The sequence below is a fragment of the Type-F symbiont of Plautia stali genome (genome assembly GCF_059731105.1).
The window spans coordinates 325,573-351,496 of record NZ_AP035910.1 but is presented as its reverse complement, the minus strand read 5'-3'; the positions used below and the strand labels follow the sequence as shown (position 1 = coordinate 351,496).

Here is a 25,924-nt window from a genome sequence, read left to right as displayed (position 1 = left end):
AGCAGGGGCAACCCTGCTTTCCCTCCGTAATTCAATGGCGTAACGCTCTATGATTAAGGTAATAAGAATTATTTCGCTCATTTCGGCGTGTCTGCTTCATCTCGCGGCGCATGCAGGTGTGGTGATGGGAGGGACCCGGGTTATTTTTGCTGAAGGAAAAAAGGAAGCCACGCTGTCGGTAACAAATCAGGATAAAACGACACCCTATCTGATCGAATCCTGGATCGAGAATGCCGATAAAAATAATCACACCCGCGTCCCTTTTATTGTGACGCCCCCGCTGTTTCGCCTGGATGCCAATAAAGAGAACCTGCTCAGGATTAATTATCTGGGCATGCCACTGCCGAAAGATCGGGAGTCTGTTTTCTGGCTGAATGTCAAATCGATCTCACCCACACCGCGCGATAAAAGCAATCAGCTGCAGGTCAATATTAAATCGAAATTTAAACTCTTTTTCCGGCCAAAAGGGCTGGCGGGAAATCCGGCTGACGCCTGGCAGGACATCGCGTTTCGCCAGCAGGGCAACCAGCTGATTGCGCATAACCCGACGCCCTATTTCGTCTCCTTTTATACGCTGAGCGTGAATCATCAGGCGATCAACGATCCCGGCATGATTGCTCCGGGTGAAGATCGTCACTGGACGGTCAGCCATGCCGGCCCGGTGAGCTGGTCTGCCATCAATGACTATGGCGGCGTTACTGAAGAACGTACACGCTGATGGGTTTTGTTGTGGTTTTACTGATCTGATGCCGGGGCCTTAACCGTGAAAGTGACGCAGCACGCGCAGTTAAAGAAGAGAAAATATGCAAAGACGAAGCATGCCTCTTCATGGCTGGCGGGTGTACCGGGAGTGATACTGATGGTGTTCTGCCCGTTGCGGGCTGCCCGCGCCGACGACTACTTTAATCCGGCGGCGCTGGAGTTTTCATCCGATCAACACACGGCCGCCGATCTGCACTATTTCGCCCGTGAGGGCGGCCAGCAGCCCGGCACCTATCATGTCTCGCTGTTGCTCAACAACAAAGTGATTGATAGCCGTGATGTCTCTTTTGTTGAGGGCAAAAACGGGCTGATTCCACAGCTGACGGTAGCCGATCTCTCCGCGATGGGGGTAAACGTTGAGGGTTTCTCTGCATTCAGCCACCTGAAGAAAGATGAGGCGATTGCTGAGCTGGGCGATTACATTCCCGATGCCTCAAGTGACTTTGATTTTGCGCACCAGCAGTTAAACCTTTCCATTCCCCAGATTGCCCTGAAGATGAAAGATCGTGACTATGTCGATCCCGCCAGCTGGGATGAGGGCGTATCAGCGGCTTTCGTTGACTATAACCTCTCTGGCAGCAGCGGCCGCAATCAGAATGACCGCTGGAACTCGACGCTGCTGAGCCTGCGCAGCGGGGCTAATCTTGGCGCATGGCGTCTGCGTAATACGTCCAGCTGGCGTTACGATCTGGTCAGTCACTGGCAGTCTCAGACGACCTGGCTGGAGCGGGATCTTAAGACGCTGAAAAGCCAGTTCCGGGTCGGTGATACCTACACCTCGGGTGACGTGTTTGACAGCGTGCAGTTTCGGGGGGTACAGATGATGTCTGATGACACCATGCTTCCCGAAAGTCAGCGCGGCTTTGCCCCGGTGATCCATGGCATCGCCCACAGTAATGCGCGGGTGACGGTGAGTCAGCAGGGTTATGTGATTTATGAAACCGTGGTCGCACCGGGTGCTTTTGAGATCAAAGATCTCTATCCCACCGCTCAGAGCGGCGATCTTGATATCACTATCCATGAAAGCGATGGTTCGGTGCGCACCTTCACCCAGCCTTACTCTGCGGTGCCTTATATGCTGCGTCAGGGACATCTGAAATATAGCGTCAGCGGCGGTCGTTATCACTATTCAGGCAGTCACAATCTGCGCTCACCTGAATTTGTCCAGTCCACGCTGTTTTACGGACTGCCGCATGACTTTACCGCCTTTGGTGGCGTACAGCTCGCGCAAAACTATCATGCTGTGGCGGCGGGTCTGGGCAAGAGTCTGGGTGATTTCGGCTCGCTGGGAATGGATGTGACCGTTGCCAGCACCCGGTTACCGCAGGGGCTGAGCCGAAGTGGTCAGTCAGTGCGCGCGCAGTATCAGAAAAATTTTGCCTCCACGAATACCACTTTCAGCATGGCCAGCTATCGCTACTCCTCCAGCGGATTTTATGCTTTCAGCGAAGCCAATGCGCTCACCAGCCCGGCGAGTTTTGTCGATAACAAGCGCAGTCGTTCAGAAATTGCCGTCTCCCAGGGTATCGGTGACGCTGGCAGTCTCAGTGCGTCTGCCTATATGCAGCGCTACTGGCGATCAAACAGAAACGATCGCACCCTGCATCTGGGTTTCTACAGCAATTATAAAGCCATCTCCTGGGGAGTGGCCTGGTTTTACACCGACTCGACCCAGGCCCGGAAAGCTGACCGCGCTATCTCCTTCAATATTTCGGTTCCACTGAGTGCCTTACTGCCAGACAGTTCGGTCAGTTACAGCATGAATGCCAGCAATCGCGGGGATGTCTCGCAGCAGGTCGGCCTGTCAGGCAGTGCATTGCAGAACAATAACCTGCACTACACCCTGCAGCAGGGCCACGACAGTCAGGGGCAGAATGTGAACAGTAGCGGCTCGCTGGACTATCGCGGCAGTCAGGGCAGCGTCAGTGCCGGAGTTGGTCACGATCGTCACAGTACGCAGTACAGCTATGGCCTCTCGGGCGGGATCGTGGCCCATGCGCACGGCGTGACGCTAAGCCAGCCGCTGGGGGATACCTTCGCGATTGTCCGGGTTCCGGATACCGCCAATGTGGGCATCCAGAGCGGCAGCAATGTGTTCACGGACGGCCGCGGCTATGCAATTGTGCCTTCACTCTCGCCGTATCATGAAAATGCCATCGAACTGGAAACTGAAACGCTGCCCGACAATGTAGACGTGGAAATGGATGGACAAACGGCTATCCCGACCCGCGGGGCGATTGTGCTGGCTGACTACGCGACCCATGTGGGGAACCGGGTGCTGTTCACGCTTACCTGGCAGCATACCTTCCCGCCTTTTGGTGCCACTGGGCAGATTGCAATCCATGCCGGGGGGAATCAGAGCAGCACAAGCGGCATTGTCGCAGAAAAGGGCGAACTCTATCTGAGCGGTGTGCCCGCTCAGGGGACGGTTGAAGTGAAGTGGCAGGAGGAGGGGAAACAGAAAAGCTGTCGCGCGCCGTTCCGCCTGTCTGACGCCAGCGGCATGAATCCGGTCAGACTGGTCTCTGCGGTTTGCCAGTAATTCACAGGAGTTTCAGATGAAATCAGTTCAGCGTGTCATTAAAGGGATCGTGCTGCTCATCCCGGCACTGGTCTGCTGGCCCTCTCTGGCCCAGGAGTCGTGTCAGGGGGTGAGCCAGGTGGTCGTGCAGGTGCATAATGTCAATTATGTGCCGGGCGCCGCTGACGGCACCCCCATCTCTGCGCAGATGCCCGTGCAAAGTACTAATGCGTTTACCTGCAATAAAAACAGCGGTGAGCAGGGCTATGCCTGGAAAGATATGGGGTTTCAGATTAATGCTGAAGAGTCAGGATTACAGACCTCAATTGCAGGAGGGCACACGACGCCAATCTATCGCGTACCGGGTGTTGAGAGCATCGGATTCGCGATTGGATTTAAAGAGCCTTCATATTGCAACAGCGGCTTTTTCGATACCACCGGCAAAGGCAAAACCAGTTCGGTCTGTAACTCGCAGGTCAGTCCACAGTTCAACGCGGCACACGACATCAAACTGCAGTCCTATGTGGTGTTTTACAAAATTCCGGGGCAGCGTTCCCCGCTGAATCCAGGCAACCAACCCGCGAATGTCGGTGAGGTAAACATCGGTAATGCCAGCCTGAAGGTAGGGAACAGTGCGGCCAGCAGCCAGCCGATCAACGACAGGCCGCAGCTCTTTCTCTCCAGCTTCACGGTGCAATATGGCAGCTGTGCCGTTGTCACATCCCAGTCTGCGATTAACGTGGAGATGGGAAAAGTGAGTAAGGCGGAGTTCACCGGCATCGGCAGCCGGGCGGGAAGCGAAAAAAGTTTCCGGATTCAGGTGATGTGCGAACACAGCGCCGCAGTCAAAGTCGGCTTTTTTGGCATGGCGACCGCTGGCGACAAAAATGCCATCAGCCTGACACCACAGAGTAACGCCGCGTCAGGGGTGGGCATTGCCCTGACCTATGGGCCCGGTCTGCAGGTCGCAGAAGGCCAGCGCGTGCCGCTGAATGTGCCGACCGATCAGCTGCCGGTGCTGACTACCGTCTCCTCACCCAATCAGGCGAAGTCGATGTCGTTTAACGCCCAATATATTCAGACCGACAGCCAGGTGATGGCGGGTAAAGCGGACGGGACCGTCACCTTTAATCTGGTGTATAACTGAGCCGTTGCCGCTGACGCGGATTCACCTGTTATGGCGACCGGTTTCCCTTCCGGGTCCGGCTATCTGGGTTATCCGCTTCATCATCTGCAGTAATTGTTAAAACCCGCCAAACCCGCCCGGCTGTTTTGGCCAATCTCTGTTAAAATTGAACCTCTGCGCCACTTTGCAGGATGCATGTTCGGGAGAAGCTATGTTGTGGATTTGGAATGCCCTGATTGTTCTGGTCACCGTGATCGGCATGGAGATTACGGCTGCGCTGGCGCACAAATATATTATGCATGGCTGGGGCTGGGGCTGGCATCTGTCGCATCATGAGCCGCACAAGGGCTGGTTCGAGGTTAACGATCTTTATGCTGTGGTGTTCGCGGGCCTGTCGATTTTACTGATCTGGCTGGGCAGCACGGGCGTCTGGCCGTTGCAGTGGATCGGCGCCGGGATGACGCTCTATGGCCTGCTCTACTTTATTGTTCATGACGGCCTGGTTCACCAGCGCTGGCCCTTCCGCTATGTTCCGCGTCGGGGTTATTTACGTCGGCTCTATATGGCGCACCGGATGCATCACGCGGTGCGCGGAAAAGAGGGGTGTGTCTCGTTTGGCTTCCTCTATGCGCCACCGCTGTCAAAACTGCAGGCGACGCTGCGTGAACGTCACGGCGTTAAACGGGGCGCTGCCAGAGGTGAGCGGGGCGTGGAGCAGGACGCGCCATCCGGGAAGTGACCGCCTGACCTGACGCCGCCATCAGCATGACCAGTTTCTCGGGTGTGCTGGTGGACAGGCGCTGATCCCACGCCGCTGGCCCTGCCTGAATCACCTTCATGCCGATTTTACGATAGACCTGCTTCGCGGTTGCGATAGCCCATGCCGATCGCAGCGGCAGGCCTGGCAGACCTGCCGTGGCCGAGTAATAGTAGGGCTCCGCCGTTTCAACCAGGCGACGGGCGACGCGGCTCAGCGCCTGACGGTGTTGCGGCGCGGCCAGATTTTCCCGTGTAAGCCCCTCCTCAGCCAGCCACGTTTCAGGCAGATAACAGCGGTCTGCGGCCGCATCTTCGACGATGTCGCGGGCAATGTTGGTCAGCTGAAACGCCAGGCCGAGATCGCAGGCGCGATCCAGCGTGGCCCTGTCGCGCACCCCCATGATCTGCGCCATCATCAGACCGACCACGCCCGCCACGTGATAACAGTAGCGCAGCGTGTCGTCCAGGGTCTGATAGCGCGTCTCACGCACATCCATCGCAAAACCGGCCAGATGAGCAAAGGCGTAGTCAGGCAGAATATCGTGCGCCATCGCCACCTCCTGAAAGGCCGCAAAGGCAGGCTCATGCATCTGCAACCCGGCATAAGCCTGGCGGGTTTTTGTCTCCAGCTGCGCCAGACGCTGTTCGGCGGAGAGTCGCGACGGCGTATCATTGCTGAAACCCAGCACCTGATCGTCAATCACATCATCACAGTGACGGCACCAGGCGTAGAGCATCAGCACACTGCGTCGGGTTTTGGCATCGAACAGTTTCGATGCCGTGGCAAAACTTTTTGAACCCACTTCCATGGTTTCTACAGCATGATCGAGCAGTGACGGACTGTTCAAGCCAGATCCTCCAGCATCAATCCTGCCGTGGCTTTCGCCGAGCCCACCACGCCGGGAATGCCTGCGCCCGGATGCGTGCCTGCGCCGACCAGATAGAGGTTACTGAGGTGTTTGTCGCGGTTATGTGGCCGGAACCAGGCGCTCTGGGTCAGGATGGGTTCAACCGAGAAGGCGGAGCCCTGATAGGCGTTCAGCTCATCGCGGAAATCGAACGGCGTAAAGATGCGGTGCGTCACCAGCTGACTGCGCAGGCCCGGCATGTAGTGCTGTTCCAGATAGTCAAAAATACGGTCGCGCAGGCGCGGACCTTCAACCGCCCAGTCGATATCAGCCGTGCCGAGATGCGGCACCGGGGCCAGCACGTAGTAGCTGCCGCAGCCTTCCGGAGCCAGGGAGGGATCGGTGACACAGGGGGCATGCAGGTAGAGCGAGAAGTCCTCGGCCAGGCCATCACGATTGAAGATCTCATCGATCAGTTCACGATAGCGTGGGCCGAAGCAGACGGTGTGGTGAGCCAGCTGGTCATGATGATGATTCAGGCCAAAATAGAGCACAAACAGGGAGTTGCTCATGCGCTTGTTCTGCAGTGTCTTTCCCTGAGCCACAGAAGGGGAATGCTGACGCAGCAGATCATGGTAGGTGTGAACCACGTCTGCGTTGGAGGCGACGGCGCGGGTCGGGAGTACCCGACCATCTTCGAGATGGACGGCCGTAATCCGGTTTTCCTGCGTTTCCAGCCGGGCCACGCTGGCATTCAGTTCCACTTCGCCACCCAGATCTTCGAACAGTTTCACCATGCCCTGCACCAGTGCGCCCGTGCCGCCGCGCGGGAACCAGACTCCCCATTCACGTTCCAGCGCATGAATCAGCGTGTAGATGGAGGAGGTGGCAAAGGGATTGCCGCCGACCAGCAGCGAGTGAAAGGAGAACGCCTGACGCAGATGTTCATCCTCAATGTAGCTTGCCACCTTGCTGTAGACACTGCGCCAGGCCTGCAGTTTTGCCAGCTGCGGCGCGGCACGCAGCATGTCGCGGAACGAGAGAAACGGCACGGTGCCCAGTTTCAGATAGCCTTCGGCGAACACGGCGCGGGAGTAAGCCAGAAAACGGCGATAGCCTTCGACATCACGCGGATTAAAGGCGGCGATCTGCGCTTCCAGTTCGGGCTGATCGTTGTCATAACTGAAGACCCTCCCTGACTCCCAGCAGAGACGATAAAAGGGCCTGACCGGCAGCAGCTCAACATAGTCAGCGAGCTTTTTGCCCGCCAGCGTAAATAACTCTTCAATCGCGCTGGGATCGGTGATCACCGTCGGGCCGGCATCAAAGGTGTATCCCTGATCCTGATAAACATACGCCCGGCCGCCTGGCTTATCGCGCTTCTCCAGCAGTCGGGTGGGAATGCCTGACGCCTGAAGGCGAATCGCCAGCGCCAGACCACCAAAGCCTGCGCCAATTACTGTCGTTCTGTTCATTGCATCGCCTGTTGACGGTGAGGAGTCATGATAGCCTGTAACGCCGCCAGTACGGGGACCGGGGGCTTGCCGCTTAAAATACGCAGCCGATCAGGCAAAGTAAGTTTTCCCGCATAAAAACGGGCGATCAGACCTTCGGGAAGGCCATAAAAACGTTGCATCACCTGCCAGCGCTGCCCGGCTGGCCCCGCCAGAAACAGCATCCGGTTCAGCATGCGAAAGAAGCGCTGCTGCTGCCAGGCCTGGGAGGCCACCTGTCTGATAGTGGCGTTGAGTGAGGCCGATGTCATTACGGGCATCTCCGCCAGCCGATCAGCCAGCGCCACTGCCAGCGGCAGTGAGTAGCCGGTGGTGGGATGAAACAGCCCGGCGCGTAAGCCGCTGCACGGCAGGTCACGCTTTTGCCAGAATGCGTCAACGTCGCCTGTCAGCGTGATGGGCAGGGCACCCTGTTCTTCGCGCAGCAAACGGGCCAGCTGCCAGCCCTGCTGCGCCGCATAGTCACGAATATTCTGGCGGGCGCGCTCCCCGTCCAGCGTGGCGTGGTCGATATAATGGGTGTCTTCAATCAGCAGCGTATCGGCCGAAAAGGGCAGGCTGTAGACAAAGCGATAGCCGGCCTGCTGGTCAACCGTGGCATCCATAATAATTGGCGCGGTCAGCCCGTGTGGAGCACCCAGCTGCCACTCCTGGCCGACAAACGACTGGAAGCCCATGCGCAGCGCGCCATCGGGCTGGTAGCCCCGGCCATCAATCACGGCATCCGCTTCCACTACCCGCCCATCCTCCAGCGTAACCGAGTGTGAATCGAGCGTTGCGACACGCGTATTCAGCAGCAGGTCAGCGGCAAAGTGATCGCGCATGACCTGAGCGAAGCGCTTTGCGGTGACACAAAAATAGCCACTGTTCAGATGGCGCTGACGTTGCGGAAAGCGCACCTCATAACCGGGCCAGTGATGCACCACCAGCGGGGCGATCCAGCGGTGCTGCGCTTCAGTCAGGTCGTCTGCATGAAAGGACCAGGTGTGATGGGCGCCAGGCTGACTCTCCGCGTCAATCAGCAGTATGCGCAGCGACGGCCGCTGCTGGCGGAGGCGCAGCGCAATCAGCCCGTTGGCCAGCCCCGCGCCCACCAGGATCAGATCATACCGTGGCATAGGCACTCCCGTTCAGCACGGGCTGGCGGGTCAGCATCGCCTGCTCGACGATGTCCGCTGCCAGCGAGGCGCCACCCGCCTGACGAAGCGCGGCGCGCAGGGGCTTCATCTGCTCAGCATAGTGCGTATCCGTCAGTAAGGTCTGCAGCTGGCGGGCCATGGCGTGACTGGTGGTAAAGCGTGAGGCGCGGCGGCCGATACCGTGCCAGACCACCCTGGCTGCCACGCCCGGCTGATCAAAGGCCAGCGGGATTGTCAGCAGTGGCGTCAGATGGTTAATTGCATCCAGCACCGTGTTCATGCCGCCGTGGGTAATAGCCAGGTCGGCCTGGGCCAGCGCGGCGGCCTGGTCAGCAAAATCGACAACCTGAACATGACTGGCCTGCGCCAGTTTCTCTGCCTGAAACGGCGACAGGCGGCCACAATGGGCCAGCAGTAACTGCGCGTCGATCTCCTGACAGGCGCGGACGATCGTTTTAAACAGGCCGTAACGGTGTCCCTGCAGGGTGCCAAGGGAAGCAAAAATGCGCGGCCTGTTGCCATGCGGAAAATAGCGCGGCTGTGCGGCCTGGGGCGCGTCCGGGGCGCGCAGCGGGCCAACAGCATGAAAATGGTCGGGCAGCGCCTGACGGGGAAAATCCAGCGCCGGGATCAGCTGGCTGATCTGTGCCAGCGGAGAAAAACAGTGGTGCAGCTTTTCCCGCGGTGATAGCCCCATCGCATGGGCGTTACGGGCGATCACCCTGTCGTGGCGGCGCATCAGCCAGTCGTAGATTTTTTCACTGGCACGATAACGTTCGCGCGCCTGGTCGCTGGTGCCATAATCAAACGGCATCACTGCCAGCGGGAAATCCGCTTCACGGTTAAGCGGCAGGGCACAGGCCACCGAAACATAAGGCAGATCGAGTGCTTCAGCGGCCAGCGCGCCGGCCGGCTCCATCTGATCGACAATCACGCCATCCACTGCCAGCGTATTCAGCACCACCGGCAGTTCGCGACAGAGCATATCGCTGCTGCGCGCCATATCACTGATCAGTTTCAGCATCGACGGGCCAAGGGGGTGTGCAGCCAGCTGCAGCGTATGCGCCAGACTCCCGGCAGGATGCGAGGTTAAGCCCAGCGGAAAAAAGCCGATGCGGCGGTCGGTGAGCAGTGCGCTGACGTCCGTCTGCTGAATAAAGGTGATACGGTGTCCGCGTGCTATCAGGGCCTGGCTGAGATGCTGAAGCGCCTGCACATGGCTATAGAAGGGCGGTGCAATAACCGCAAAGTGGCTCATGCAGCATCCTTAACTGACGGCAGCGAGTTTTTTCTCAAACCAGGCCTGAACAAAATGATGGGTGGCGTAACCATCGCGGCAGGCGGACAACAGGTGCTCTCCGGCGCAGCGCAGATGGTCGCGCAGTTGCGATTCCACCGCTTTTGCGCCGAGAAGATTCACCAGCGTCGATTTTCCCTCATCCTGATGGGCATCTTTACCGGTGTCACTCATACCGTCAGTGAGATCGTCCAGCAGCTGAAACGCCTGACCGAGATTCAGCGAAAAGCGGTGCAGCTGTTCGCGGGCTTCTTTGGGGGCTTCCGCAACAATAGAGGCCATCTGCATAGAGGCGCAGAACAGGGTGCTGGTTTTGAAGTGATTGGTCATCAGAATGGCGTCGGCGCTGCGGGGTTTATCTCCCTCCGAGAGATCCTTGAACTGCCCCTGCACCAGCCCCTGCATCCCAACCGCCTGAGACAGCTCTGCAACCGCGTCCGTTCTGGCGCTGGCGGTTAAGCCCTCTGCCACGGCGACCAGACCAAAGGCCTTACTCAGCAGGGCCACAGCAGCGAGGATGGCGACATGTTCACCATACTGACAGTGGATGGTGGGGCGTCCGCGCCGCAGCTGCGCATCATCCATGCAGGGCATATCGTCCAGGATCAGCGAAGCGGCGTGCACCATCTCAACCGCGCAGGCGAGGTCAAGCAGACCGGCTGCGCTGGCATTGCACCCCAGATCGCGCGCGGTCAGCAGCAGCAGCAGCGGACGAATACGTTTTCCCGGCGCCAGCGCGCCGTCGCGCATTGCCGCGCCGACCAGGTCACGTTCACTGTCGACCGGTAAAAGCTGATCGAGCCGTTGCTCGATATCGTTCAACAGAATCGCTGCATCGCTGTGTATGACATTGACGTGTTTTTCTGCGCAGACCGTCATCAGGGCTGTCCTTATCTACAGAGGAAGTCACAGCAGGTCGAAATGATTCGATGCCATCTTCAATCATCGTCCCCGGCTGCCCCGGCATAGTGGGCAGGTTTTCAAAGAACGGCGGGTAAATCCATTACAACTAAGCGTAGCTTACGGTAATAAAAAATGTCGGGAAATTCAGGAGCATTCCGCGATTTGCGGCGTCAGCCGGGTGAAAACTAAGCGGTTATCAGCCCAGCAATGCCCGTAGCTGTTTCATCACGCTGGCGACGTTGTCAGCAGATAATGCGCCATCTTTAGCGAAGCGCACAATACCTTGCTGATCAACGACCACGACGGCTGCGCTTTCTGGCTGAAGATGCCAGCTATGCGCCGTCACGCCGCTGCTGTCGATGATGAATTGCTGCCAGGGAGCGGCTTTTTTGCTGGAGGCGATGCTGCGCACCACAAAAATGGCGCTGCCGGGCAGGGCGTCGTCGGTATTCACGATGGTGGTGGTCTGAAAGCGATCGCGCGGCAGACTGGCCTGCTGAACGGCCTCAATCAGGGCAGCACTCTGCTCTTTGGCTGAAAGACGGCCCGCGACATGGATCACCAGCCGCACTTTGCCGGTCAGCGCCTGACTGTTCCAGCGCTGGTAGCCGATATCGCCCTGATTCAGCACCATTTCGCCTTTATCGGCCACAAAGACCGGCGGAACCGGCTGGCCGGGTGTCAGGGTGTGGGCGGACGCAACGCCGGAAAACAGCAGGGCTATCATCAATCCATAATGGCGCACAGGTTCCTCACTTCTTTCTCGGTTTGCGGTGGGCGAGGCGAGCTTTCTCATCAGCAGGCAGAAGATTAGTACCACATCCATGTTTCAGATCAATAAAAGCAGTAAAGATTTAGCCTGAGAATGCAGAGGAAAGTTAATTGCCGGAGGTGGAAGATGAGTGCTGCACTGATGACGTTGCCTGAATTTGCCCGTTACATTGGTATTGCCACGCCGACCCTGGCGCGCGCCTTTTGCTGTCGGGGTTCACTGGATGGGGTGCCGCTGCCGCAGGCACTGGATGATGCGCCGCTGACGCAGCGCCACTGGTTACTCGACGATGTGCGTCAGTTTGACCACGTCTATAAACGGGTTCAGGCGAAGCAGCCCCGTAACCGGGAGTAAGGACAAACATTGCCGCGCGGGAATCGTCCCGCGTGGCGCTTTTTAATGAAGCGTGGCGCTGCCTGAGACCTCACCGGGAAAGGCAGCGCGTTTTTTATGCAGCGTGATCGGGCCTGATCAGGAAGCAGACCAGATTGGCATCCCGATCACCCGTGATTTCACTCCCGGCCGCCAGCCCGCTGACCGCATCACCCCGACCCAGTCGCGCCTCGCCGATACGAATGCTGCCTTCCAGCACGACGAGATATGCCACAAAGCCCGGCAGAGCGGGCACGTCCAGCGTGTGGTTGCGCTCCAGCAGGGTGTCATAGATATAGGCTGCCTGGCGCAGTTCCAGCGGGGCGTCTGACTCCTCCGGCCCGGCCAGTTCGGTCCAGCCATTACTCATAATGCCCTGATCGCGCTCCAGCACCTGGGTCATCGCTTCACCCCCAGGCTGGGCGGGACGGATAACCGCCTGTAACAGTTCCGCTTCAAACAGAGGCACCGATTCTTCGTACTGAACGCCGTCACCCGCATTGACCACCATCACCCGCTTAGCCGAGAGCTGGGTCCGCTCGCCGTTACTGTCCTGATGCTGCATCGATCCCCGCCACAGATAGGTAAAAACCTCTTCATTCCAGTGCTGCTGCATCGGGATCCGGGCATCCAGCTTCAGCGACATCAGGTCAACGCTGACCAGCGGGCTTAGCGCCTCGCCAGGTCGCTGACGGCGGACGGTAAAGGGGCCGTACTCAAACAGCTGTTCAGGATTAGCACGCAGGATGTTCATGATTTGCCTTTAAACAGAAGGGTCAGTGACAACGATCATAGCCTTTAGTGGGAGAATGAAAAGCCGGGAAATTTGCCCGGCTTCGTCAGTTATGTTGAAGGAGAGACTGCCAGCGGAGGCGGCAGCCTATTTGCCCTGCTCATCGCTTTCACCCAGGAAGAAATACCAGAGTGGAATCGACAGCAGTCCGGTAAAGACCGTCGAGTAGAGCAGAATCATCATCGCCTGCGTGATATACATCGTCAGCGACCAGTGGCTGAAGGGGATCTGATACTGATCAATCACGCCGCCTATCATCGCATTCGCCATCACCGAGATCACAATCAGCGCCAGAACCGTCACGCTGCGCAGAAAATAGCGCATCTCTTTGCGCTTCACGGCGAAGCGGGACTGCACGATCGCCAGCGGCGACTGCTTGTCGGGTGCAATCTCGGTGCGGGCCTGGCTGCGACGCCGGGCGCTGCGCCAGCGCTGAATATCCAGCAGCAGAAACAGCAGCAGGCTGATGCCCATGACCGGCAGGGCATAACCGAGCGCCAGCATCACAATCAGGCTGGTGCCCTGCGCATAGCGTGGCAGTGCCAGCCAGGCGGTTAACAGCGTCTGTGAAGGGTTAAGCTGCGGAACCGCCGGACGACGAATCCACCACATGCGGTAGCCCAGCACAATCATCGTGCAGAGTCCGAAGCCAAAGAGCGCCAGAATCAGCTGATTAGGCAGGCCGAACAGCACACCCATGTGCGCATCGACGCCCCAGCGGGTCAGTTTCGCCACCAGCGGGAAGCTGGCGAACGCCACTTTGTCGACCACGGTAAAGTCGGCCGGATTAAGTGAAACGGCATCCACCTGACTTGGCCAGCTGCGGTCAATCTCCGAAACCGTCCATGCCTGTCCGGCGTTTTTGGGCTGGCGCAGTTCGAGTTTTGCCGCCTTCAGTCCTGCCTGACGGGCGGCAGACAGGGCCTGATCCCAGCGGGCATCCGGCTGATTAGGAATGACCCGCGCGGGAGTCTTAGCGGGCATCGTCATGCCCGACATGGTCATCCCTTCCATTGCGCCGCGATGCTCTGCGTGGGGGTCGGCAGATTCAGCCGGGGCGTCACCGTTCAGCGCGGTTTTCACCTGCGGCGTTTTCCAGTTCAGGTCGCTGCGCATCTTTTCAATGTTGCTGCCCGCCCACTGCGACCAGGTCAGCCCGGTCACCGAAAAGAAGATCAGGCCCAGGGCCAGCAGCAGTCCCAGCGTGACGTGCCAGTGACGCAAGGCGGCAAACCCGCTGCGGACGTTCTTTCGGGTACGGGGAGGGCGGCTACCGGCCCACAGGATGAGCCCGCCCAGCGCGGCGACCCAGAGCCAGGACGCGGCCAGTTCACTGTAGTTACGGCCGAAATCGCCCAGTAACAAGCCACGATGCAGCTGATCCAGCCACATGCGCAGCGGCAGCACGCCGCTGGTGCCATATACGGTCATATCCCCCCTGACCTGCAGGGTATAGGGATCAATAAACACCGAGCGTGACTCAGAGGGACCCGCATCCGCGGCAGTGAACTGCACCCGCGTCGTATCCCCGGGACCCGGCGCGGGACGTACGGCGTAGATGTGCACTGACTGGCCTGCCCAGGCCCGTGCAGCGGCAACCTGCGCGGAGAGCGGCTGCGGCTCGCCCTGCGCACGGGTCGTCAGGGCATCGTGATAGATCGCCTGTTCCAGTTGCGGAGTCAGAACGTAGAGCGTTCCGGTGAGGGCCGCGATAAAAATGAACGGCGCAATAAACAGACCAATATAAAAATGCAGGCGGCGTAGCAGATTAAACAGCGTGCCGCGTGGTGCAGGGGATGTTTCCTGATAAGAGGACATAGCATTCCACACTTTTCAAAAGACAGGGGCGATCGGGTGACGTTGTCACGCAATCGAAATGTTATGGCGTCAGTGTGATGCGTAACAGGGCGGTGCCCGGGGGCGATGAAGGCGCAACGTTCGCCGCCGCCGGAGCGGCGTGACCGCTCGGGGCGGCGGGGCGCGACTGATGAGGCACATCCACCAGATGAACGGGACAAAGTTCCAGAGCATCAGGGGCACATGCACCAGTAAATCACAGTATCCGCAGGCAAAGCCTGCATCGGGCATCATCACAGGGTCCATCATGGACATCTCGCCGTGATGATGCATCATCGGTATCTCTGCGCTCATGCTGACGTGCTGCATCCTGGCATGATCTGCCGCAAGGTTTTTAGAGACCATCGGTGCAACAAACAACAGCAGCACGGCCAGTATCGCAATACCGGCTGTGAGTCGTTGTCTGAATAAGCATTTCGGCATCATTTACACAGGCACAATGGGACAAATTTCCGGGCGGCAGTGTAACGCGAAGGGAATAAAAGGGTTAAATAAAGTGGCTGCTGAAGCAAAGAAATTCGCACTCTTTGAACATATTCACTTTAATTTCAGCTTCATTTAACTTAGTTGTTACCCGCTGAACACATACAGGTAACATCACGGCTGAGCCTGTGGATGACACTCTGAGCAATTAAGGACAGATAATGAAAATAGTTATGCTGGATGGCGATACGCTGCCGATCTCACTGCCGATCTCACTGCCGATCGAACAGCTACAGGGTGAGTGGGAGATCCGCACACACACGCCGGTTAATGAGATCGTGTCTGCCCTGCAGGGGGCGACTATCGCGATCACCAATAAAGTTCCGTTACGCGCCGCCACACTCAGGCAACTGCCGGATCTGCGCTTTATCTGTGTTGCCGCAACCGGTTATGACTGTATCGATCTCGACGCCTGTCGCGATCGCGGGATCACCGTCAGCAATGTGCCCGGCTACTCCACGCAGAGCGTCTCCGAGGCGGTAATTGCAGCCCTTTTCGCGCTGCGCCGGCAGTTATTTGACTATGCCAGCACCACCCGCCGGGACTGGCCGCAGGCGCAACACTTCTGTCTGCATCGTCGGCCGATTCAGGATATCGGCGGGGCTATGCTGGGTATCGCGGGCCGGGGCGAAATCGGTCAGGCGGTAGGAAGGCTGGCGCAGGCGCTGGGGATGCAGGTCCAGTTCGCCGAGCGCAAAGGGAGTCAGACAGTGCGTGACGGCTATGTCAGCTTTGAGCAGATGCTGGCCACCAGCGATGTGATTTCACTGCACTGTCCGTTAAGCGATCAGACCCGACAGATGATTGACCGTGAGGCGCTGGCTAAGATGAAACCGCAGGCGCTGCTGATTAACACCGCGCGTGGCGGATTAATCAACGAAGCCGATCTGGCGGCTGCCCTGGCGCAGGGCGTTATCGGCGGGGCGGCGCTGGATGTGCTGAGTAGTGAACCGCCTGCTGCCGATAATCCGCTGCTGGCGGATCTGCCGGGTCTGCTGCTGACACCGCACATTGCCTGGGCAAGCCGCAGTGGCGCAGAGAATCTGGTGAAGGGCGTGATGAAAAATATCGCCGCCTCTCTTCAGGGCGAGCCGATTAACGTGGTGAGCTGAACCTGGTCTGAGTGGGGCATCTTCGGCATGGGGCAGCGCATGACGCTTTCTGCACTGAAAAGCGGGCCACCTCGTAAATTTAAAGCGTGTCGTTTTACCTGCCTTGTCTGGAGTGATATTCCCGTCATAGCCTGATTCATTACCGCGAAACAAAGAGCAGGTGGATCAGGTTAAGGGGATCAGGAACAGAGCCAGGATGGCACGATGAAAAAGAAGAACGGCACGCCTGTGCCTCATGATGCAACATTCCGGCAGTTTCTGACGCAGCCTGAAATTGCCAGAGATTTTATGGCGCTGCACCTGCCGCCAGACCTGCGGGAGATCTGTGATCCCGACACGCTGAAGCTCGAATCGGGGTCGTTTGTGGAAAAGGATCTCAGGCAATATTTCAGCGACGTTCTTTACAGTCTGAAAACGACTTCAGGTGAGGGATTTGTCCATGTTCTGATTGAGCATCAGTCTGCACCAGACAAACACATGGCGTTTCGGTTACTTCGTTATGCCGTTGGGGCGATGCAGCGCCATCTCGAGAATGGACATAAGCGGTTACCGCTGGTGATACCGGTGCTGTTTTATACCGGTAAACGTAGCCACTATCCCTATTCTAACCGGTGGCTGGATGAGTTTAACGCTCCGGTACTGGCGGGCAGGCTTTATCATCAGGCTTTCCCATTGGTTGACGTCACAGTTATACCTGATGACGAAATTATGCAGCACCGCAGCATGGGGATTCACTTATGACGATTGCACAACAGCTGGAACAAACAGGCATTGAGCAGGGACGTATGGAAGGTATCCGGCTCGGTATGGTAAAAGGTGAACGTGCAGCAACATTTAAGATCGCCCGCGCAATGCCGCAAAGCGGTATGGACCGCCATACCATTCTGCAAATGACCGGGCTGAGCGAAGCGGAACTGGCGGATATCCGTCAAACAGACTGAGACATGCTTTCAGTCTGTTATGCAGACTATGATCCCACTCCCCGGCGTCCGGAGTCGTCGTGCCTGTTCATCATCAAACCGCCTTGCACAGACGACTACTCTACTTCGTCGGGTCCAGGGTCAGAAAATAGAGCGGCCCAGCTTTTCCGTCAGTAACTCCAGCACCGCCGTGCCCGCCAGGGAATTGCCCGCGCCATCGAGTCCGGGTGACCAGACGGCGATGCTCATCTCACCGGGAATAATGGCAATGATCCCGCCACCTACCCCAGACTTTGCCGGCATGCCGACCCGCCAGGCAAATTCGCCTGCGCCATCGTACATCCCGCTGGTGATCATCAGCGCGTTAATCTGGCGCGCCTGACGCGCGGTAATCATCTGGCTGCCATCCAGCGTCCGGCCCTGATTCGCCAGATAGATAAACGTGCGTGCCAGTTCAACGCAGCTCATTGACAGTGAGCAGTAGTGGAAATAGGTCTGCATCACGCTGGTCACGTCGTTATCGAAATTCCCGAACGACTTCATCAGCCAGGCAATCGCCGCGTTGCGGGCCGAGTGTTCAAACTCGGAACGGGCAACGTGGCGGTCATAGTTGATGTCCGGCTGCTGACTCAGCTGCCGGACAATCTCCAGCATACGCTGACGCGGCGCGGTCAGCCGGGTTTCCAGCAGGTCGCAGATCACCAGGGCACCCGCATTAATAAAGGGATTACGCGGTTTACCCTGTTCCAGTTCGAGCTGCACCAGCGAATTAAAAGGCTGACCCGACGGCTCTTTTCCGACCCGCTGCCAGATTTCGCTATCGTCATAGCGGGTCAGCGCCACGGTCAGCGACAGCGCTTTAGAGATCGACTGAATCGAAAAGCGCGTTTGGGCATCGCCCGCCTGAAAGAGGGTGCCGTCAGGCAGGCAGACAGCGATAGCCAGCCGGTCTGCGGCCACATCGGCCAGCGCGGGGATATAGTCCGCCACTTTTCCCTGATGAACCAGCGGACGCACCTCATCCAGGATCGCCTGCAACAGCGCATTATTCAGTTCAGACACACTCGCTTCTCCTGTCGCTTCCCGCTGGACGCTGATGCTGTGCATCGGCGACCGGCAGATCATATTGTTAAGGGCCGATGGCGGCATGGCCGCACGTTCAGCTGATGGGTTTTGACTGTGCGGCCAGGGGTGCCAGCAGCATCTGAAGCAGGCTCAGCAGCACCAGTACGCTGAAGGGGATCGTCCAGTTTCCGCTCTGCTCATGGAGCACGCCAAACAACAAAGGACCGAGCGCGGCCAGCGCATAGCCGACGCACTGGGCCATACCGGAGAGCTGTGAAGCCTGACGATGATTGCTGGCCCGCAGATTAAAGAGGGAGAGGCAGAGCACCAGTGAGGCGCCTGCGCCCAGACCGGCAAGGGTCAGCCAGATCGCCGCCCACAGCGGGTTAAGCAGTAGCCCCAGCATGCCGAGAAAGATAGCCGACGAGGCGATGAAGGCGGTGAGGCGGGCATCCTTCACCCGCTTCAGCGCCATCATGCAGCCAAGATTGGCGACAATCGCGATGGCCTGATACCAGAACAACAGCCAGCCCGCCGTGGCCTGACTGAAACCCTGGTCCTGGGCGAATAGCGTAAACCAGTCGATCAGGGTATAAAACGCCAGCGACTGCAGCGCCATAAACAGGGCAATCTGCCAGCCGCCTGCCGAGCGCCACGGATGGCGATGGAGAACTGTCGTCTCGCCGGATGCCTGCTTTAACGGACGCTGGCGTAGCAGTGGCAGCCAGGCCAGCAGCGCTATCAGCCCTGGGATCGCCCAGACCACCAGCGACAGTCGCCAGCCTGCGGAGGAGAGCTGGCTCAGCGGAACGGCAATCCCGGAGGCCAGGCTGGCAGTAATCGACATGGTGGCGGCGTAAAGCCCGATATAGCGGGCGGTATGAGCGGTGAAATCTCGTTTGATCAGCGGGGGCAGCAGGACGTTGGCGGCAGCAATCCCGGCGCTGAGCAACAGGGTTCCGCCCCATAACGCCGCCTCCACAGGCAGCCAGCGCAACAGGGAACCCGCGGTCATCATGCAGAGTGCGCCCCACAGGCTGCGTTCGAGTCCGATGCGATTGCCGAGCCAGGCGGCTGGTGGCGCAAGCAGGGCAAAGAGGATCAGGGGAATAAAGTTGAACAGACCCGCTTCACCGGCACTCAGTCCAAAGGTCTGACGGATATCCTGAAGAACCGGGCCGACCACAGTCACCGGTGCGCGAAGGTTGGCCGCGGTCAGCAGCAGCACAAATAAAAAAAATGAGGCGCCGGAGAGCGCAGCATGAGATTTAACACTAAGTTGCAGAGGCTTCATGGCAGGGATCATCACAGGCAGCAGCGCTGCGGGGGCGTTGGTTGACGTTAACGCTTACGCATCAGAAATGATGTCTGGGCGCTACTTTACTGACCGGCCATCGGCGTGTAAAGCCTTGTTATGCGATGAAATAGCGCAAATGCGATCCCGTAACACAGTGTGCGGGTGTGTCAGTGAAATTCCGGTTCGGGAAAGTGACCGCAGTCATTCTGGCTGGGATTGGTGCCAGGCTGGCAGGTCTGCTGACGGGTTTCTGCCGCCGGGACCGGTTTTTCGGCGCCCCAGGGTCCGCTGCAGGCACTGAGAAGGGAAATCAGAATCGCCACACTGATTACGCGCATAACCTCTCCTTATATGAGTGATGAGCAAGCCGACATCAGCGATCGGCGCAGAGCGGGTCAGTGACGTCTAATCTGAGTGTGGTCGGTAAGGCGAAAATGTCAATTAAAACAGCGCGAACATCAGCGCGACGGGAAAACTCATCGGCCAGGTGGCACCCACCAGAAAGGCGCTGAGCAGTTTAATGCTGAGCTTATCTTTGGCGATGAAGAAGGTGATCAGCGTAGCGAACAGTGCAACAACGGCATAAAAAATCAGCATACCCTGGTACAGTGTCATCAATATCTCCGCAGCATCGTAAAGGTTTTCGCTGCGCATGATGCGGATTTTTGTGATCCAGATCAAGTGACTCAGGGTTTAGCATCTAAAGAAATTGTCCGGTCAGGTGGCTCATGCACCGGAACCTGCAGAAAACTCGCGGGCGATTTCAGGCTGAAACGGGCATCTGAAAATCGAGAAAACCCCGGCCGTCACCGCGCTGACTGGCTTTATCCGCCGTGGCGAATCGCGACAGATCCAGCGCGATAAAAAGCCCGCTGGCGTGAGCGGGCCTGACGTCAGCGGCGGATAAGCTGGCGCGCGTTAACTCTGACGGTAGAGCGCCATCACCGCCTCAAGATCGGGCGTGCGCGGGTTGCCACCGGTACAGACATCATCCAGCGCGGCCTGCGCCAGGGCCGGGATATCAGCCTGCTGTAAACCCACTTCACGCAAGGAACGCGGGATGCCCACATCCCGACAGAGCTGACGAACGGCATCAACCGCGGCCTCCCGCGCCTGCTCCAGCGAGAGGGTGTCGACCTGCTTCACGCCCATTGCGCGCGCAATGTCGCGATACTTTTCGCCGGTCCAGGCGGCATTCCACGCCATCACCTGCGGCAGCAGAATGGCGTTAGCAATGCCGTGTGGCACATCATAAAAGGCGCCCAGCGGATGAGCCATGCCATGAACCAGCCCGAGTCCGACACTGGAGAAACCCATCCCGGCGACATACTGTCCCAGCGCCATCTGCTCCACCGCGTCGGGATCCCCCGCCACCGACTTGCGCAGTGACTGGCTGATAATCTCAATGGCTTTGAGATGCAGCATATCGGTCAGCGTCCAGGCGCCACGCGTGATATAGCCCTCAATCGCATGGGTCAGCGCATCAATGCCGGTTGCGGCTTTCAGTGAGGCGGGCATGCTCGCCATCATTTCCGCATCAACAATCGCGACTTTCGGAATGGCATGCGGATCGACACAGACAAACTTACGGCGTTTCTCTTCATCGGTAATAACGTAGTTGATAGTGACTTCAGCGGCGGTGCCTGCGGTGGTCGGGATAGCGATAATCGGAACGCAGGGATGGCGGGTGGGGGCCACGCCCTCCAGGCTGCGCACATCTTCAAATTCGGGATTGTTGATAATCATACCGATCGCCTTGCTGGTATCCTGAGGTGAACCGCCCCCGATCGCTATCAGATAGTCTGCCCCCGATGCCCTGAAGGCCGCCACGCCCTGCTGCACCACCCGAATGGTGGGATTGGGTACCACCTCATCGTACACCGTCCAGGCAAGCTGGTGGCTGGCCAGCCGATCGGTCACCCGCTTCAGCGCACCGGCTGCCACCAGTGCACGGTCAGTAACAATCAGGGCTTTGCGCATTCCACGACGCTCTACCTCTTCCGGCAGATGGCGTAACGCGCCGGCACCAAACCAGGCCGTTTCATTCAGAATCATACGTTGAGTCATAAAAACATCCTCTGTTTGTGAATGCGCTCTAACTTCCACCATTCCCTATCAGGGTTCTGCGCAGAACCTCTCAGTTTCGGATAAAAATATTTGATATAAATCAATAAATTAGTCCGTAATGGCGCGATGCTTTTGCCAGATGCCGCGCCGGGCGCTGAACGAGACGGGCTGATACGCCGGGTTTCGCAGTGGATTTCTCCCCGTATGGCGGTTATGTGCAACACTTGTTTACTTCCCCTTCGCACGCCCATGAGGAATGAAGAGATGACCCGATTTGTACTGAATAACAAGGACGACCTTGTCGACAGCGCGTTAGATGGCATGATTTACGCCAGCCCGTTGCGCAATCTGGTGCGGCTACAGGTCGCGCCGCGAATCCGCATTGTCATGCGCAGGGACTGGCAGAAACAGCAGGTGGCGCTGATCTCCGGCGGGGGAGCCGGACATGAACCGGCGCATGTCGGATTTATCGGTAAAGGGATGCTGACGGCCGCCGTTTGTGGCGATCTCTTTGCTTCACCCAGCGTAGACGCGGTGTATCACGCCATCGTCAATCTTACCGGGGAAGCCGGATGCCTGCTGATTGTAAAAAACTACACCGGCGATCGGCTTAACTTTGGCCTGGCGGCAGAGAAGGCGCGTAAGGCGGGATACCGCGTCAACATGGTGATTGTCGGTGATGATGTGGCCCTGCCGGAGAATCCTCAGCCGCGCGGGTTGGCCGGTACCCTGCTGGTACACAAGGTGGCGGGCTTCGTCGCCGAACGGGGTGACGACCTGGCGGCAGTCACCGCGGCCGCGCAGGCGGCCAGCCAGGCCATCGCGTCGATGGGCGTGGCGCTCTCCGGCTGCCATCTGCCGGATGAGCCGGTCAGCGAGCGGGTGCCGGAAGGCAGTGTTGAAATGGGACTGGGCATTCACGGAGAACCGGGTGTTGAGGTGATGCAGAGCCAGAACAGTCAGCAGATTGTTCAGCAGCTGCTGGAGAAGGTGATGCCGGAGAATGAGGAACCCTGCGCGCTGCTGGTGAATAATCTGGGCGGTATGTCCGCGCTGGAGATGAGTCTGGTGACGCGGGACCTGATTGCGTCACCGCTCAGCCGGGGCAGTAACTATCTGATGGGGCCTGCGCCGCTGATGACCGCACTGGACATGAAAGGGTTTTCCGTGACCTGCATGAGGCTGACTCCCCTCTTCGAAGAGGCCCTCTGCGCGCCGGTTGAGGTCACCGGCTGGGTAACCCCAGTGAGAATCGCCCCACTGGAACCGGTAAGTGCCGCCACTCCGGCTTCAGCCCACCCGGTCCAGCCCTCTGCAAACCCCCAGGTTGCCGCCTGCGTGAACACTATCTGTGAAACCCTGATGGCCTGCGAAAGTGAGCTGAACCGGCTGGATGCGCAGGTCGGGGACGGTGATACCGGTTCGACCTTTGCCGCGGGTGCGCGTCAGATCCAGCGCGAATGTGCCGATAATCAGCTGCCACTGAATGCTTTACCCGAGCTGCTCGCGGTCACGGGAGAGCGGCTGGCGACGGTGATGGGCGGCTCCAGCGGCGTGCTGATGGCGATCTTTTTTACCGCTGCCGCCCAGCAACTGGCGGAGGGCGATACCCTGCCTGTCGCCCTGCAGCAGGGGCTGGAGAAGATGAAGGAGTATGGCGGGGCAAAGCCGGGCGACCGGACACTGATCGATGCACTGCAACCGGCCATTGAGGCGCTGGTGGCGGGCCAGTCACTGCAGGCGGCAGCAGAAGCGGCGCAGCAGGGCAGTGAGGCGACGGCCACCATGGGAACTGCAAAAGCGGGTCGCTCCTCCTATCTGAACAGCACAAACCTCAATGGCGTGCCCGATCCGGGGGCCGTCGCGGTCGCACGCGTCTTTACGGCCCTGAACAAGGTGAAGTGAAAATGCTGACGCTGCTGTGCGGCCTCTGTCGCGCAGCCGTCAGAGTAAGCAGGCAATAAAACAGTGTAGCGGGACAATTTTCTCAGGTGCTATCTGATAAGGAGTGACGGTTGAAAAAATTACTCTGCGCGGCGGCGCTGGCCGTTCTGCCCATGACCACGCTGGCGGCATCCGTATTTACGTTGCAATCCCGGGACTTCAACGACAATGCGCTGCTGGACAAAAAGTTTGCCGGTGCCAATAAAAGTAATCCTTCCTGTACCGGTGAGAATGTCTCTCCTGAACTCAACTGGTCGGCTATTCCGGCGGGCACCCGCAGTCTGGCGCTGCTGATGACCGATCCGGTGGGGGCCAGGGGACTTGGCGTCACCCACATGGTGGCTTACAACATTGCCCCCACGCGTTCATCGTTTGCTCAGGGCGCCCTGACGGAGGGGAAAGGGTATACCGGCGGAAAGAATACGCCGGGAACCACACACTATTATGGCCCCTGTCCGCCAGCGGGTAGCGGTCTGCACCACTATAACTTTGTGCTGATCGCCACCGATTTGCCGCCGGGCCAGTTAAAAGCGGGTTTAACCCAGGCGGAACTGATTGCAGAGCTGAAGGGGCATGCGCTGGGTGCGGCCAGTACGGTCGGCCGGTTCAGTAATGAATAAAGGAAGGGAGAGGCACAGAGGCGGTATCGGATAGCTTCTGTGCCCCTTTTGTCAGTCGCCGCTGAACATCTCCCGGATACGCGTTGCAATGTGCTGAGTATGGGTCTCCAGCGCGAAATGCCCGCTATCCAGCATCTCAACCACCGCCTGCGGATTGTCACGCTGCCAGGCTGCTGCCCCCGGCGGGATAAAGAAGGGATCGTGTTTCCCCCAGATCACCAGCGTCGGCAGCTGCTTTTGACGGAAAAAGGCCTGAAATTCCGGGTAGCGCTGCAAATTACTGGCGTAATCGAGAAACAGCGCCTGCTGAATCGCTTTATTACCGGGTCGCTCCATCAGCAGGGTGTCCAGCGTATACGTCTCCGGCGCAATTAACTGCGGATCGCTGACGCCATGCGTGTATTGCCACTTGATCGCTTCCGGCGTCAGGACGGTGTCGCGCACCACCTGACCCTTAGCTTCGCTGGGGTCGTCCCAGTAAGCACGCACCGGCGCCCAGGCTTCTCCCAGTCCCTCCAGATAGGCATTGCCGTTTTGCGATATCAGTCCGCTGACACGCTCAGGCCGGGCGAGGGCCAGACGCAGACCGGCAGGGGCACCATAGTCGAAAACATACAGGGCATAACGTTTCAGACCCAGCGCATCCACGAAAGCGGTCAGCGTCTGACCGAGTGCGTCGAAAGTCCAGCTGTAGTGACGCTCAGCGGGAACGTCAGTAAAGCCAAAGCCGGGCAGATCGGGCGCGATAAGATGAAACCTGTCAGCCAGCAGAGGAATAAGGTGACGAAACTGATGTGACGAGGTGGGAAAGCCATGCAGCAGTAACAGTACCGGGTGGGAAGGATCGCCCGCTTCCCGATAGAAGATATTGACCCCATCGGCCTGCAGATAGCGATGTTGAATAGTGTGGTCGGTCATAGCTGACACTCCTGTAACTGGTAAATTCGTTTATTAGGGGTTACTGATGCTGATTATGCTGCCTTTTGGTAACCTGTCAATGATGATTTAAGTGGTTACATGGTCTGTTTGTAACTGTATAATGCGTCTTTTATCGGTGACACTGGTGTCAGGCGAGACTCCCAGGAGAGGCATTAACATGGCAGAAACACAATCATTCACCGCGCAGGGGCCGTGGTTTCTGGCCGATCATCCGGCGCTGGACTTCATTAATACCGTCGCCATCGTGGACGGTCAGCCGCACGATTTCTGGCAAACCGATGAGGATGTTGACGTATGGCTTCAGCAGGCCGGACTGGCTACAGACGGCCCGGCAGCGCACTCTGAAGCTGGCACGCTGTTGCAGGCTGCCCGTCAGCTGCGGGACAACATTCGCGACATGGTGCAGCAACAGAAGGCGGGTGAAGCGATAGATGTGCGGGTGCTGAATGCCTGGCTGGGCGAGGCGATCAGCCATATGCAGCTCGTCACAGAGCAGGGGACGTTGCAGATCCGCCGGATTTATCCTGCTCAGAGCGCAATGCAGCGACTGGGGCGGGTTGCAGAACAGGCTGCCAGCCTGCTGGCCCAGGCGGATTTCAGCCGGGTACGCGCTTGTGAACATCCCGCCTGTAACCTGTGGTTTTACGATCGTACCAAAGCGCATCGCCGTCGCTGGTGCAGCATGGCGCTGTGCGGTAATCGGGCGAAAGTGGCGCGTTTCCGGCAGGGCGTGAAGTCAGAGGGATGACGACTCCGGGCGCTGAGGTGATGCCGGAAAAAGAGAAAGAGGCGTCAGATAAAAAAACACCCTGCA

At 58.4% G+C, this 25,924-nt stretch carries 24 protein-coding genes and 1 pseudogene; 10 read left to right on the top strand and 15 right to left on the bottom strand.

Annotated elements, in window-relative coordinates:
• Positions 1-49 precede the first annotated feature (49 nt).
• From AC6I7A_RS21100 to AC6I7A_RS21085, 4 genes are all read left to right on the top strand, one after another.
• Positions 50-718 (top strand): fimbrial biogenesis chaperone, encoded by a 669-nt coding sequence (locus AC6I7A_RS21100; RefSeq protein ID WP_058957213.1) that lies wholly within the window; start codon positions 50-52, stop codon positions 716-718.
• A gap of 141 nt (positions 719-859) precedes the next feature.
• Positions 860-3,304: a fimbria/pilus outer membrane usher protein gene (locus AC6I7A_RS21095; RefSeq protein WP_058957212.1), complete on the top strand. Its 2,445-nt coding sequence runs from the start codon at positions 860-862 to the stop codon at positions 3,302-3,304.
• A 16-nt stretch (positions 3,305-3,320) separates the two neighbouring features.
• Positions 3,321-4,430: a fimbrial protein gene (locus tag AC6I7A_RS21090; protein ID WP_058957211.1), complete on the top strand. Its 1,110-nt coding sequence runs from the start codon at positions 3,321-3,323 to the stop codon at positions 4,428-4,430.
• A gap of 190 nt (positions 4,431-4,620) precedes the next feature.
• Positions 4,621-5,148, top strand: coding sequence for a sterol desaturase family protein (locus tag AC6I7A_RS21085; RefSeq protein WP_009093087.1), 528 nt, complete (start codon positions 4,621-4,623; stop codon positions 5,146-5,148).
• On the opposite strand, the gene crtB is transcribed toward AC6I7A_RS21085, so the two are convergent.
• The 6 genes from crtB to AC6I7A_RS21055 form a co-directional block, all read right to left on the bottom strand.
• A complete protein-coding gene (gene crtB, locus AC6I7A_RS21080) occupies positions 5,087-6,016 on the bottom strand; it encodes a 15-cis-phytoene synthase CrtB (RefSeq protein ID WP_058957210.1) in 930 nt (309 codons plus the stop codon). The genes AC6I7A_RS21085 and crtB overlap by 62 nt on opposite strands.
• Complete coding sequence (locus tag AC6I7A_RS21075; RefSeq protein WP_058957209.1) at positions 6,013-7,491, bottom strand: phytoene desaturase; 1,479 nt, start codon at positions 7,489-7,491, stop codon at positions 6,013-6,015. Before AC6I7A_RS21075 ends, crtB begins: the two co-directional genes overlap by 4 nt.
• Positions 7,488-8,648, bottom strand: coding sequence for a lycopene beta-cyclase CrtY (crtY, locus tag AC6I7A_RS21070; protein WP_058957208.1), 1,161 nt, complete (start codon positions 8,646-8,648; stop codon positions 7,488-7,490). The genes AC6I7A_RS21075 and crtY overlap by 4 nt, the downstream gene beginning before the upstream one ends.
• Positions 8,635-9,927, bottom strand: a complete 1,293-nt coding sequence (locus AC6I7A_RS21065) for a glycosyltransferase (protein ID WP_058957207.1) — start codon at positions 9,925-9,927, stop codon at positions 8,635-8,637. The genes crtY and AC6I7A_RS21065 overlap by 14 nt, the downstream gene beginning before the upstream one ends.
• Positions 9,928-9,936: 9 nt before the next feature.
• The gene (locus tag AC6I7A_RS21060; protein ID WP_009093081.1) at positions 9,937-10,845 is read right to left on the bottom strand and encodes a polyprenyl synthetase family protein; all 909 of its coding nucleotides are present in this window, start codon (positions 10,843-10,845) and stop codon (positions 9,937-9,939) included.
• A gap of 220 nt (positions 10,846-11,065) precedes the next feature.
• The gene (locus AC6I7A_RS21055; protein WP_009093080.1) at positions 11,066-11,596 is read right to left on the bottom strand and encodes a YtfJ family protein; all 531 of its coding nucleotides are present in this window, start codon (positions 11,594-11,596) and stop codon (positions 11,066-11,068) included.
• A 171-nt stretch (positions 11,597-11,767) separates the two neighbouring features.
• Here AC6I7A_RS21055 and AC6I7A_RS21050 point away from each other — a divergent pair, with 171 nt between their 5' ends.
• On the top strand, positions 11,768-11,995 hold the full coding sequence (locus tag AC6I7A_RS21050; RefSeq protein ID WP_009093079.1) for a hypothetical protein: 228 nt from the start codon (positions 11,768-11,770) through the stop codon (positions 11,993-11,995).
• A 94-nt stretch (positions 11,996-12,089) separates the two neighbouring features.
• Here the strand turns inward: AC6I7A_RS21050 and AC6I7A_RS21045 are convergent, their stop codons facing one another.
• The 3 genes from AC6I7A_RS21045 to AC6I7A_RS21035 all read right to left on the bottom strand — a co-directional run bounded on the left by AC6I7A_RS21045 (position 12,090) and on the right by AC6I7A_RS21035 (position 15,086).
• A complete protein-coding gene (locus AC6I7A_RS21045; RefSeq protein ID WP_058957206.1) occupies positions 12,090-12,767 on the bottom strand; it encodes a pirin family protein in 678 nt (225 codons plus the stop codon).
• Between the two features lie 126 nt (positions 12,768-12,893).
• The gene (locus tag AC6I7A_RS21040; RefSeq protein ID WP_058957205.1) at positions 12,894-14,624 is read right to left on the bottom strand and encodes a DUF2534 family protein; all 1,731 of its coding nucleotides are present in this window, start codon (positions 14,622-14,624) and stop codon (positions 12,894-12,896) included.
• Between the two features lie 69 nt (positions 14,625-14,693).
• Positions 14,694-15,086 (bottom strand): DUF2946 domain-containing protein, encoded by a 393-nt coding sequence (locus AC6I7A_RS21035; RefSeq protein WP_058957279.1) that lies wholly within the window; start codon positions 15,084-15,086, stop codon positions 14,694-14,696.
• A 221-nt stretch (positions 15,087-15,307) separates the two neighbouring features.
• Between AC6I7A_RS21035 and AC6I7A_RS21030 the strand changes: the two genes are divergently transcribed.
• Both AC6I7A_RS21030 and AC6I7A_RS21025 read left to right on the top strand, forming a co-directional pair.
• A complete protein-coding gene (locus AC6I7A_RS21030) occupies positions 15,308-16,258 on the top strand; it encodes a D-2-hydroxyacid dehydrogenase (protein ID WP_058957204.1) in 951 nt (316 codons plus the stop codon).
• Positions 16,259-16,462: 204 nt separating this feature from the next.
• Positions 16,463-17,199, top strand: a pseudogene (locus AC6I7A_RS21025) (Rpn family recombination-promoting nuclease/putative transposase).
• A gap of 120 nt (positions 17,200-17,319) precedes the next feature.
• Here the strand turns inward: AC6I7A_RS21025 and glsB are convergent.
• The 5 genes from glsB to fucO all read right to left on the bottom strand — a co-directional run bounded on the left by glsB (position 17,320) and on the right by fucO (position 21,607).
• A complete protein-coding gene (glsB, locus tag AC6I7A_RS21020) occupies positions 17,320-18,285 on the bottom strand; it encodes a glutaminase B (protein WP_058957278.1) in 966 nt (321 codons plus the stop codon).
• Positions 18,286-18,337: 52 nt separating this feature from the next.
• Positions 18,338-19,537 (bottom strand): CynX/NimT family MFS transporter, encoded by a 1,200-nt coding sequence (locus tag AC6I7A_RS21015; protein ID WP_498004887.1) that lies wholly within the window; start codon positions 19,535-19,537, stop codon positions 18,338-18,340.
• A 170-nt stretch (positions 19,538-19,707) separates the two neighbouring features.
• Positions 19,708-19,878 (bottom strand): YdgH/BhsA/McbA family protein, encoded by a 171-nt coding sequence (locus AC6I7A_RS21010; protein WP_167428668.1) that lies wholly within the window; start codon positions 19,876-19,878, stop codon positions 19,708-19,710.
• Between the two features lie 103 nt (positions 19,879-19,981).
• Complete coding sequence (locus tag AC6I7A_RS21005) at positions 19,982-20,155, bottom strand: GhoT/OrtT family toxin (RefSeq protein WP_009093071.1); 174 nt, start codon at positions 20,153-20,155, stop codon at positions 19,982-19,984.
• A gap of 303 nt (positions 20,156-20,458) precedes the next feature.
• A complete protein-coding gene (fucO, locus tag AC6I7A_RS21000; protein WP_058957791.1) occupies positions 20,459-21,607 on the bottom strand; it encodes a lactaldehyde reductase in 1,149 nt (382 codons plus the stop codon).
• A gap of 264 nt (positions 21,608-21,871) precedes the next feature.
• Between fucO and AC6I7A_RS20995 the strand changes: the two genes are divergently transcribed.
• Together AC6I7A_RS20995 and AC6I7A_RS20990 are read left to right on the top strand one after the other, a co-directional pair.
• Positions 21,872-23,512: a dihydroxyacetone kinase subunit DhaK gene (locus tag AC6I7A_RS20995; protein ID WP_058957792.1), complete on the top strand. Its 1,641-nt coding sequence runs from the start codon at positions 21,872-21,874 to the stop codon at positions 23,510-23,512.
• Positions 23,513-23,622: 110 nt separating this feature from the next.
• Entirely contained in the window at positions 23,623-24,171 is a 549-nt protein-coding gene (locus AC6I7A_RS20990) for a YbhB/YbcL family Raf kinase inhibitor-like protein (protein WP_058957793.1), read from the top strand.
• 51 nt (positions 24,172-24,222) lie between these two features.
• On the opposite strand, the gene AC6I7A_RS20985 is transcribed toward AC6I7A_RS20990, so the two are convergent.
• On the bottom strand, positions 24,223-25,089 hold the full coding sequence (locus AC6I7A_RS20985; RefSeq protein WP_058957794.1) for an alpha/beta fold hydrolase: 867 nt from the start codon (positions 25,087-25,089) through the stop codon (positions 24,223-24,225).
• Positions 25,090-25,267: 178 nt separating this feature from the next.
• Between AC6I7A_RS20985 and AC6I7A_RS20980 the strand changes: the two genes are divergently transcribed.
• Positions 25,268-25,858 carry a CGNR zinc finger domain-containing protein gene (locus tag AC6I7A_RS20980; RefSeq protein ID WP_058957795.1) on the top strand — a complete coding sequence of 197 codons (591 nt, stop codon included), beginning with the start codon at positions 25,268-25,270 and terminating at the stop codon, positions 25,856-25,858.
• Positions 25,859-25,924: the final 66 nt, after the last annotated feature.

What these genes read in the sequence shown, in the direction of transcription:
- AC6I7A_RS21060 (WP_009093081.1), bottom strand. Translation starts at nt 10,845, where the DNA reads ATGACGGTCTGCGCAGAAAAACACGTCAATGTCATACACAGCGATGCA.
- AC6I7A_RS21005 (WP_009093071.1), bottom strand. Translation starts at nt 20,155, where the DNA reads ATGACACTGTACCAGGGTATGCTGATTTTTTATGCCGTTGTTGCACTG.
- fucO (WP_058957791.1), bottom strand. Translation starts at nt 21,607, where the DNA reads ATGACTCAACGTATGATTCTGAATGAAACGGCCTGGTTTGGTGCCGGC.
- AC6I7A_RS21065 (WP_058957207.1), bottom strand. Translation starts at nt 9,927, where the DNA reads ATGAGCCACTTTGCGGTTATTGCACCGCCCTTCTATAGCCATGTGCAG.
- AC6I7A_RS21040 (WP_058957205.1), bottom strand. Translation starts at nt 14,624, where the DNA reads ATGTCCTCTTATCAGGAAACATCCCCTGCACCACGCGGCACGCTGTTT.
- AC6I7A_RS21010 (WP_167428668.1), bottom strand. Translation starts at nt 19,878, where the DNA reads ATGCGCGTAATCAGTGTGGCGATTCTGATTTCCCTTCTCAGTGCCTGC.
- AC6I7A_RS21100 (WP_058957213.1), top strand. Translation starts at nt 50, where the DNA reads ATGATTAAGGTAATAAGAATTATTTCGCTCATTTCGGCGTGTCTGCTT.
- AC6I7A_RS20980 (WP_058957795.1), top strand. Translation starts at nt 25,268, where the DNA reads ATGGCAGAAACACAATCATTCACCGCGCAGGGGCCGTGGTTTCTGGCC.
- AC6I7A_RS21015 (WP_498004887.1), bottom strand. Translation starts at nt 19,537, where the DNA reads ATGAAGCCTCTGCAACTTAGTGTTAAATCTCATGCTGCGCTCTCCGGC.
- AC6I7A_RS21075 (WP_058957209.1), bottom strand. Translation starts at nt 7,491, where the DNA reads ATGAACAGAACGACAGTAATTGGCGCAGGCTTTGGTGGTCTGGCGCTG.
- glsB (WP_058957278.1), bottom strand. Translation starts at nt 18,285, where the DNA reads ATGCACAGCATCAGCGTCCAGCGGGAAGCGACAGGAGAAGCGAGTGTG.
- AC6I7A_RS21030 (WP_058957204.1), top strand. Translation starts at nt 15,308, where the DNA reads ATGAAAATAGTTATGCTGGATGGCGATACGCTGCCGATCTCACTGCCG.
- AC6I7A_RS21090 (WP_058957211.1), top strand. Translation starts at nt 3,321, where the DNA reads ATGAAATCAGTTCAGCGTGTCATTAAAGGGATCGTGCTGCTCATCCCG.
- AC6I7A_RS20995 (WP_058957792.1), top strand. Translation starts at nt 21,872, where the DNA reads ATGACCCGATTTGTACTGAATAACAAGGACGACCTTGTCGACAGCGCG.
- AC6I7A_RS21085 (WP_009093087.1), top strand. Translation starts at nt 4,621, where the DNA reads ATGTTGTGGATTTGGAATGCCCTGATTGTTCTGGTCACCGTGATCGGC.
- AC6I7A_RS21055 (WP_009093080.1), bottom strand. Translation starts at nt 11,596, where the DNA reads ATGATAGCCCTGCTGTTTTCCGGCGTTGCGTCCGCCCACACCCTGACA.
- AC6I7A_RS21050 (WP_009093079.1), top strand. Translation starts at nt 11,768, where the DNA reads ATGAGTGCTGCACTGATGACGTTGCCTGAATTTGCCCGTTACATTGGT.
- AC6I7A_RS20985 (WP_058957794.1), bottom strand. Translation starts at nt 25,089, where the DNA reads ATGACCGACCACACTATTCAACATCGCTATCTGCAGGCCGATGGGGTC.
- AC6I7A_RS21095 (WP_058957212.1), top strand. Translation starts at nt 860, where the DNA reads ATGGTGTTCTGCCCGTTGCGGGCTGCCCGCGCCGACGACTACTTTAAT.
- crtY (WP_058957208.1), bottom strand. Translation starts at nt 8,648, where the DNA reads ATGCCACGGTATGATCTGATCCTGGTGGGCGCGGGGCTGGCCAACGGG.
- AC6I7A_RS21045 (WP_058957206.1), bottom strand. Translation starts at nt 12,767, where the DNA reads ATGAACATCCTGCGTGCTAATCCTGAACAGCTGTTTGAGTACGGCCCC.
- AC6I7A_RS21035 (WP_058957279.1), bottom strand. Translation starts at nt 15,086, where the DNA reads ATGCCGAAATGCTTATTCAGACAACGACTCACAGCCGGTATTGCGATA.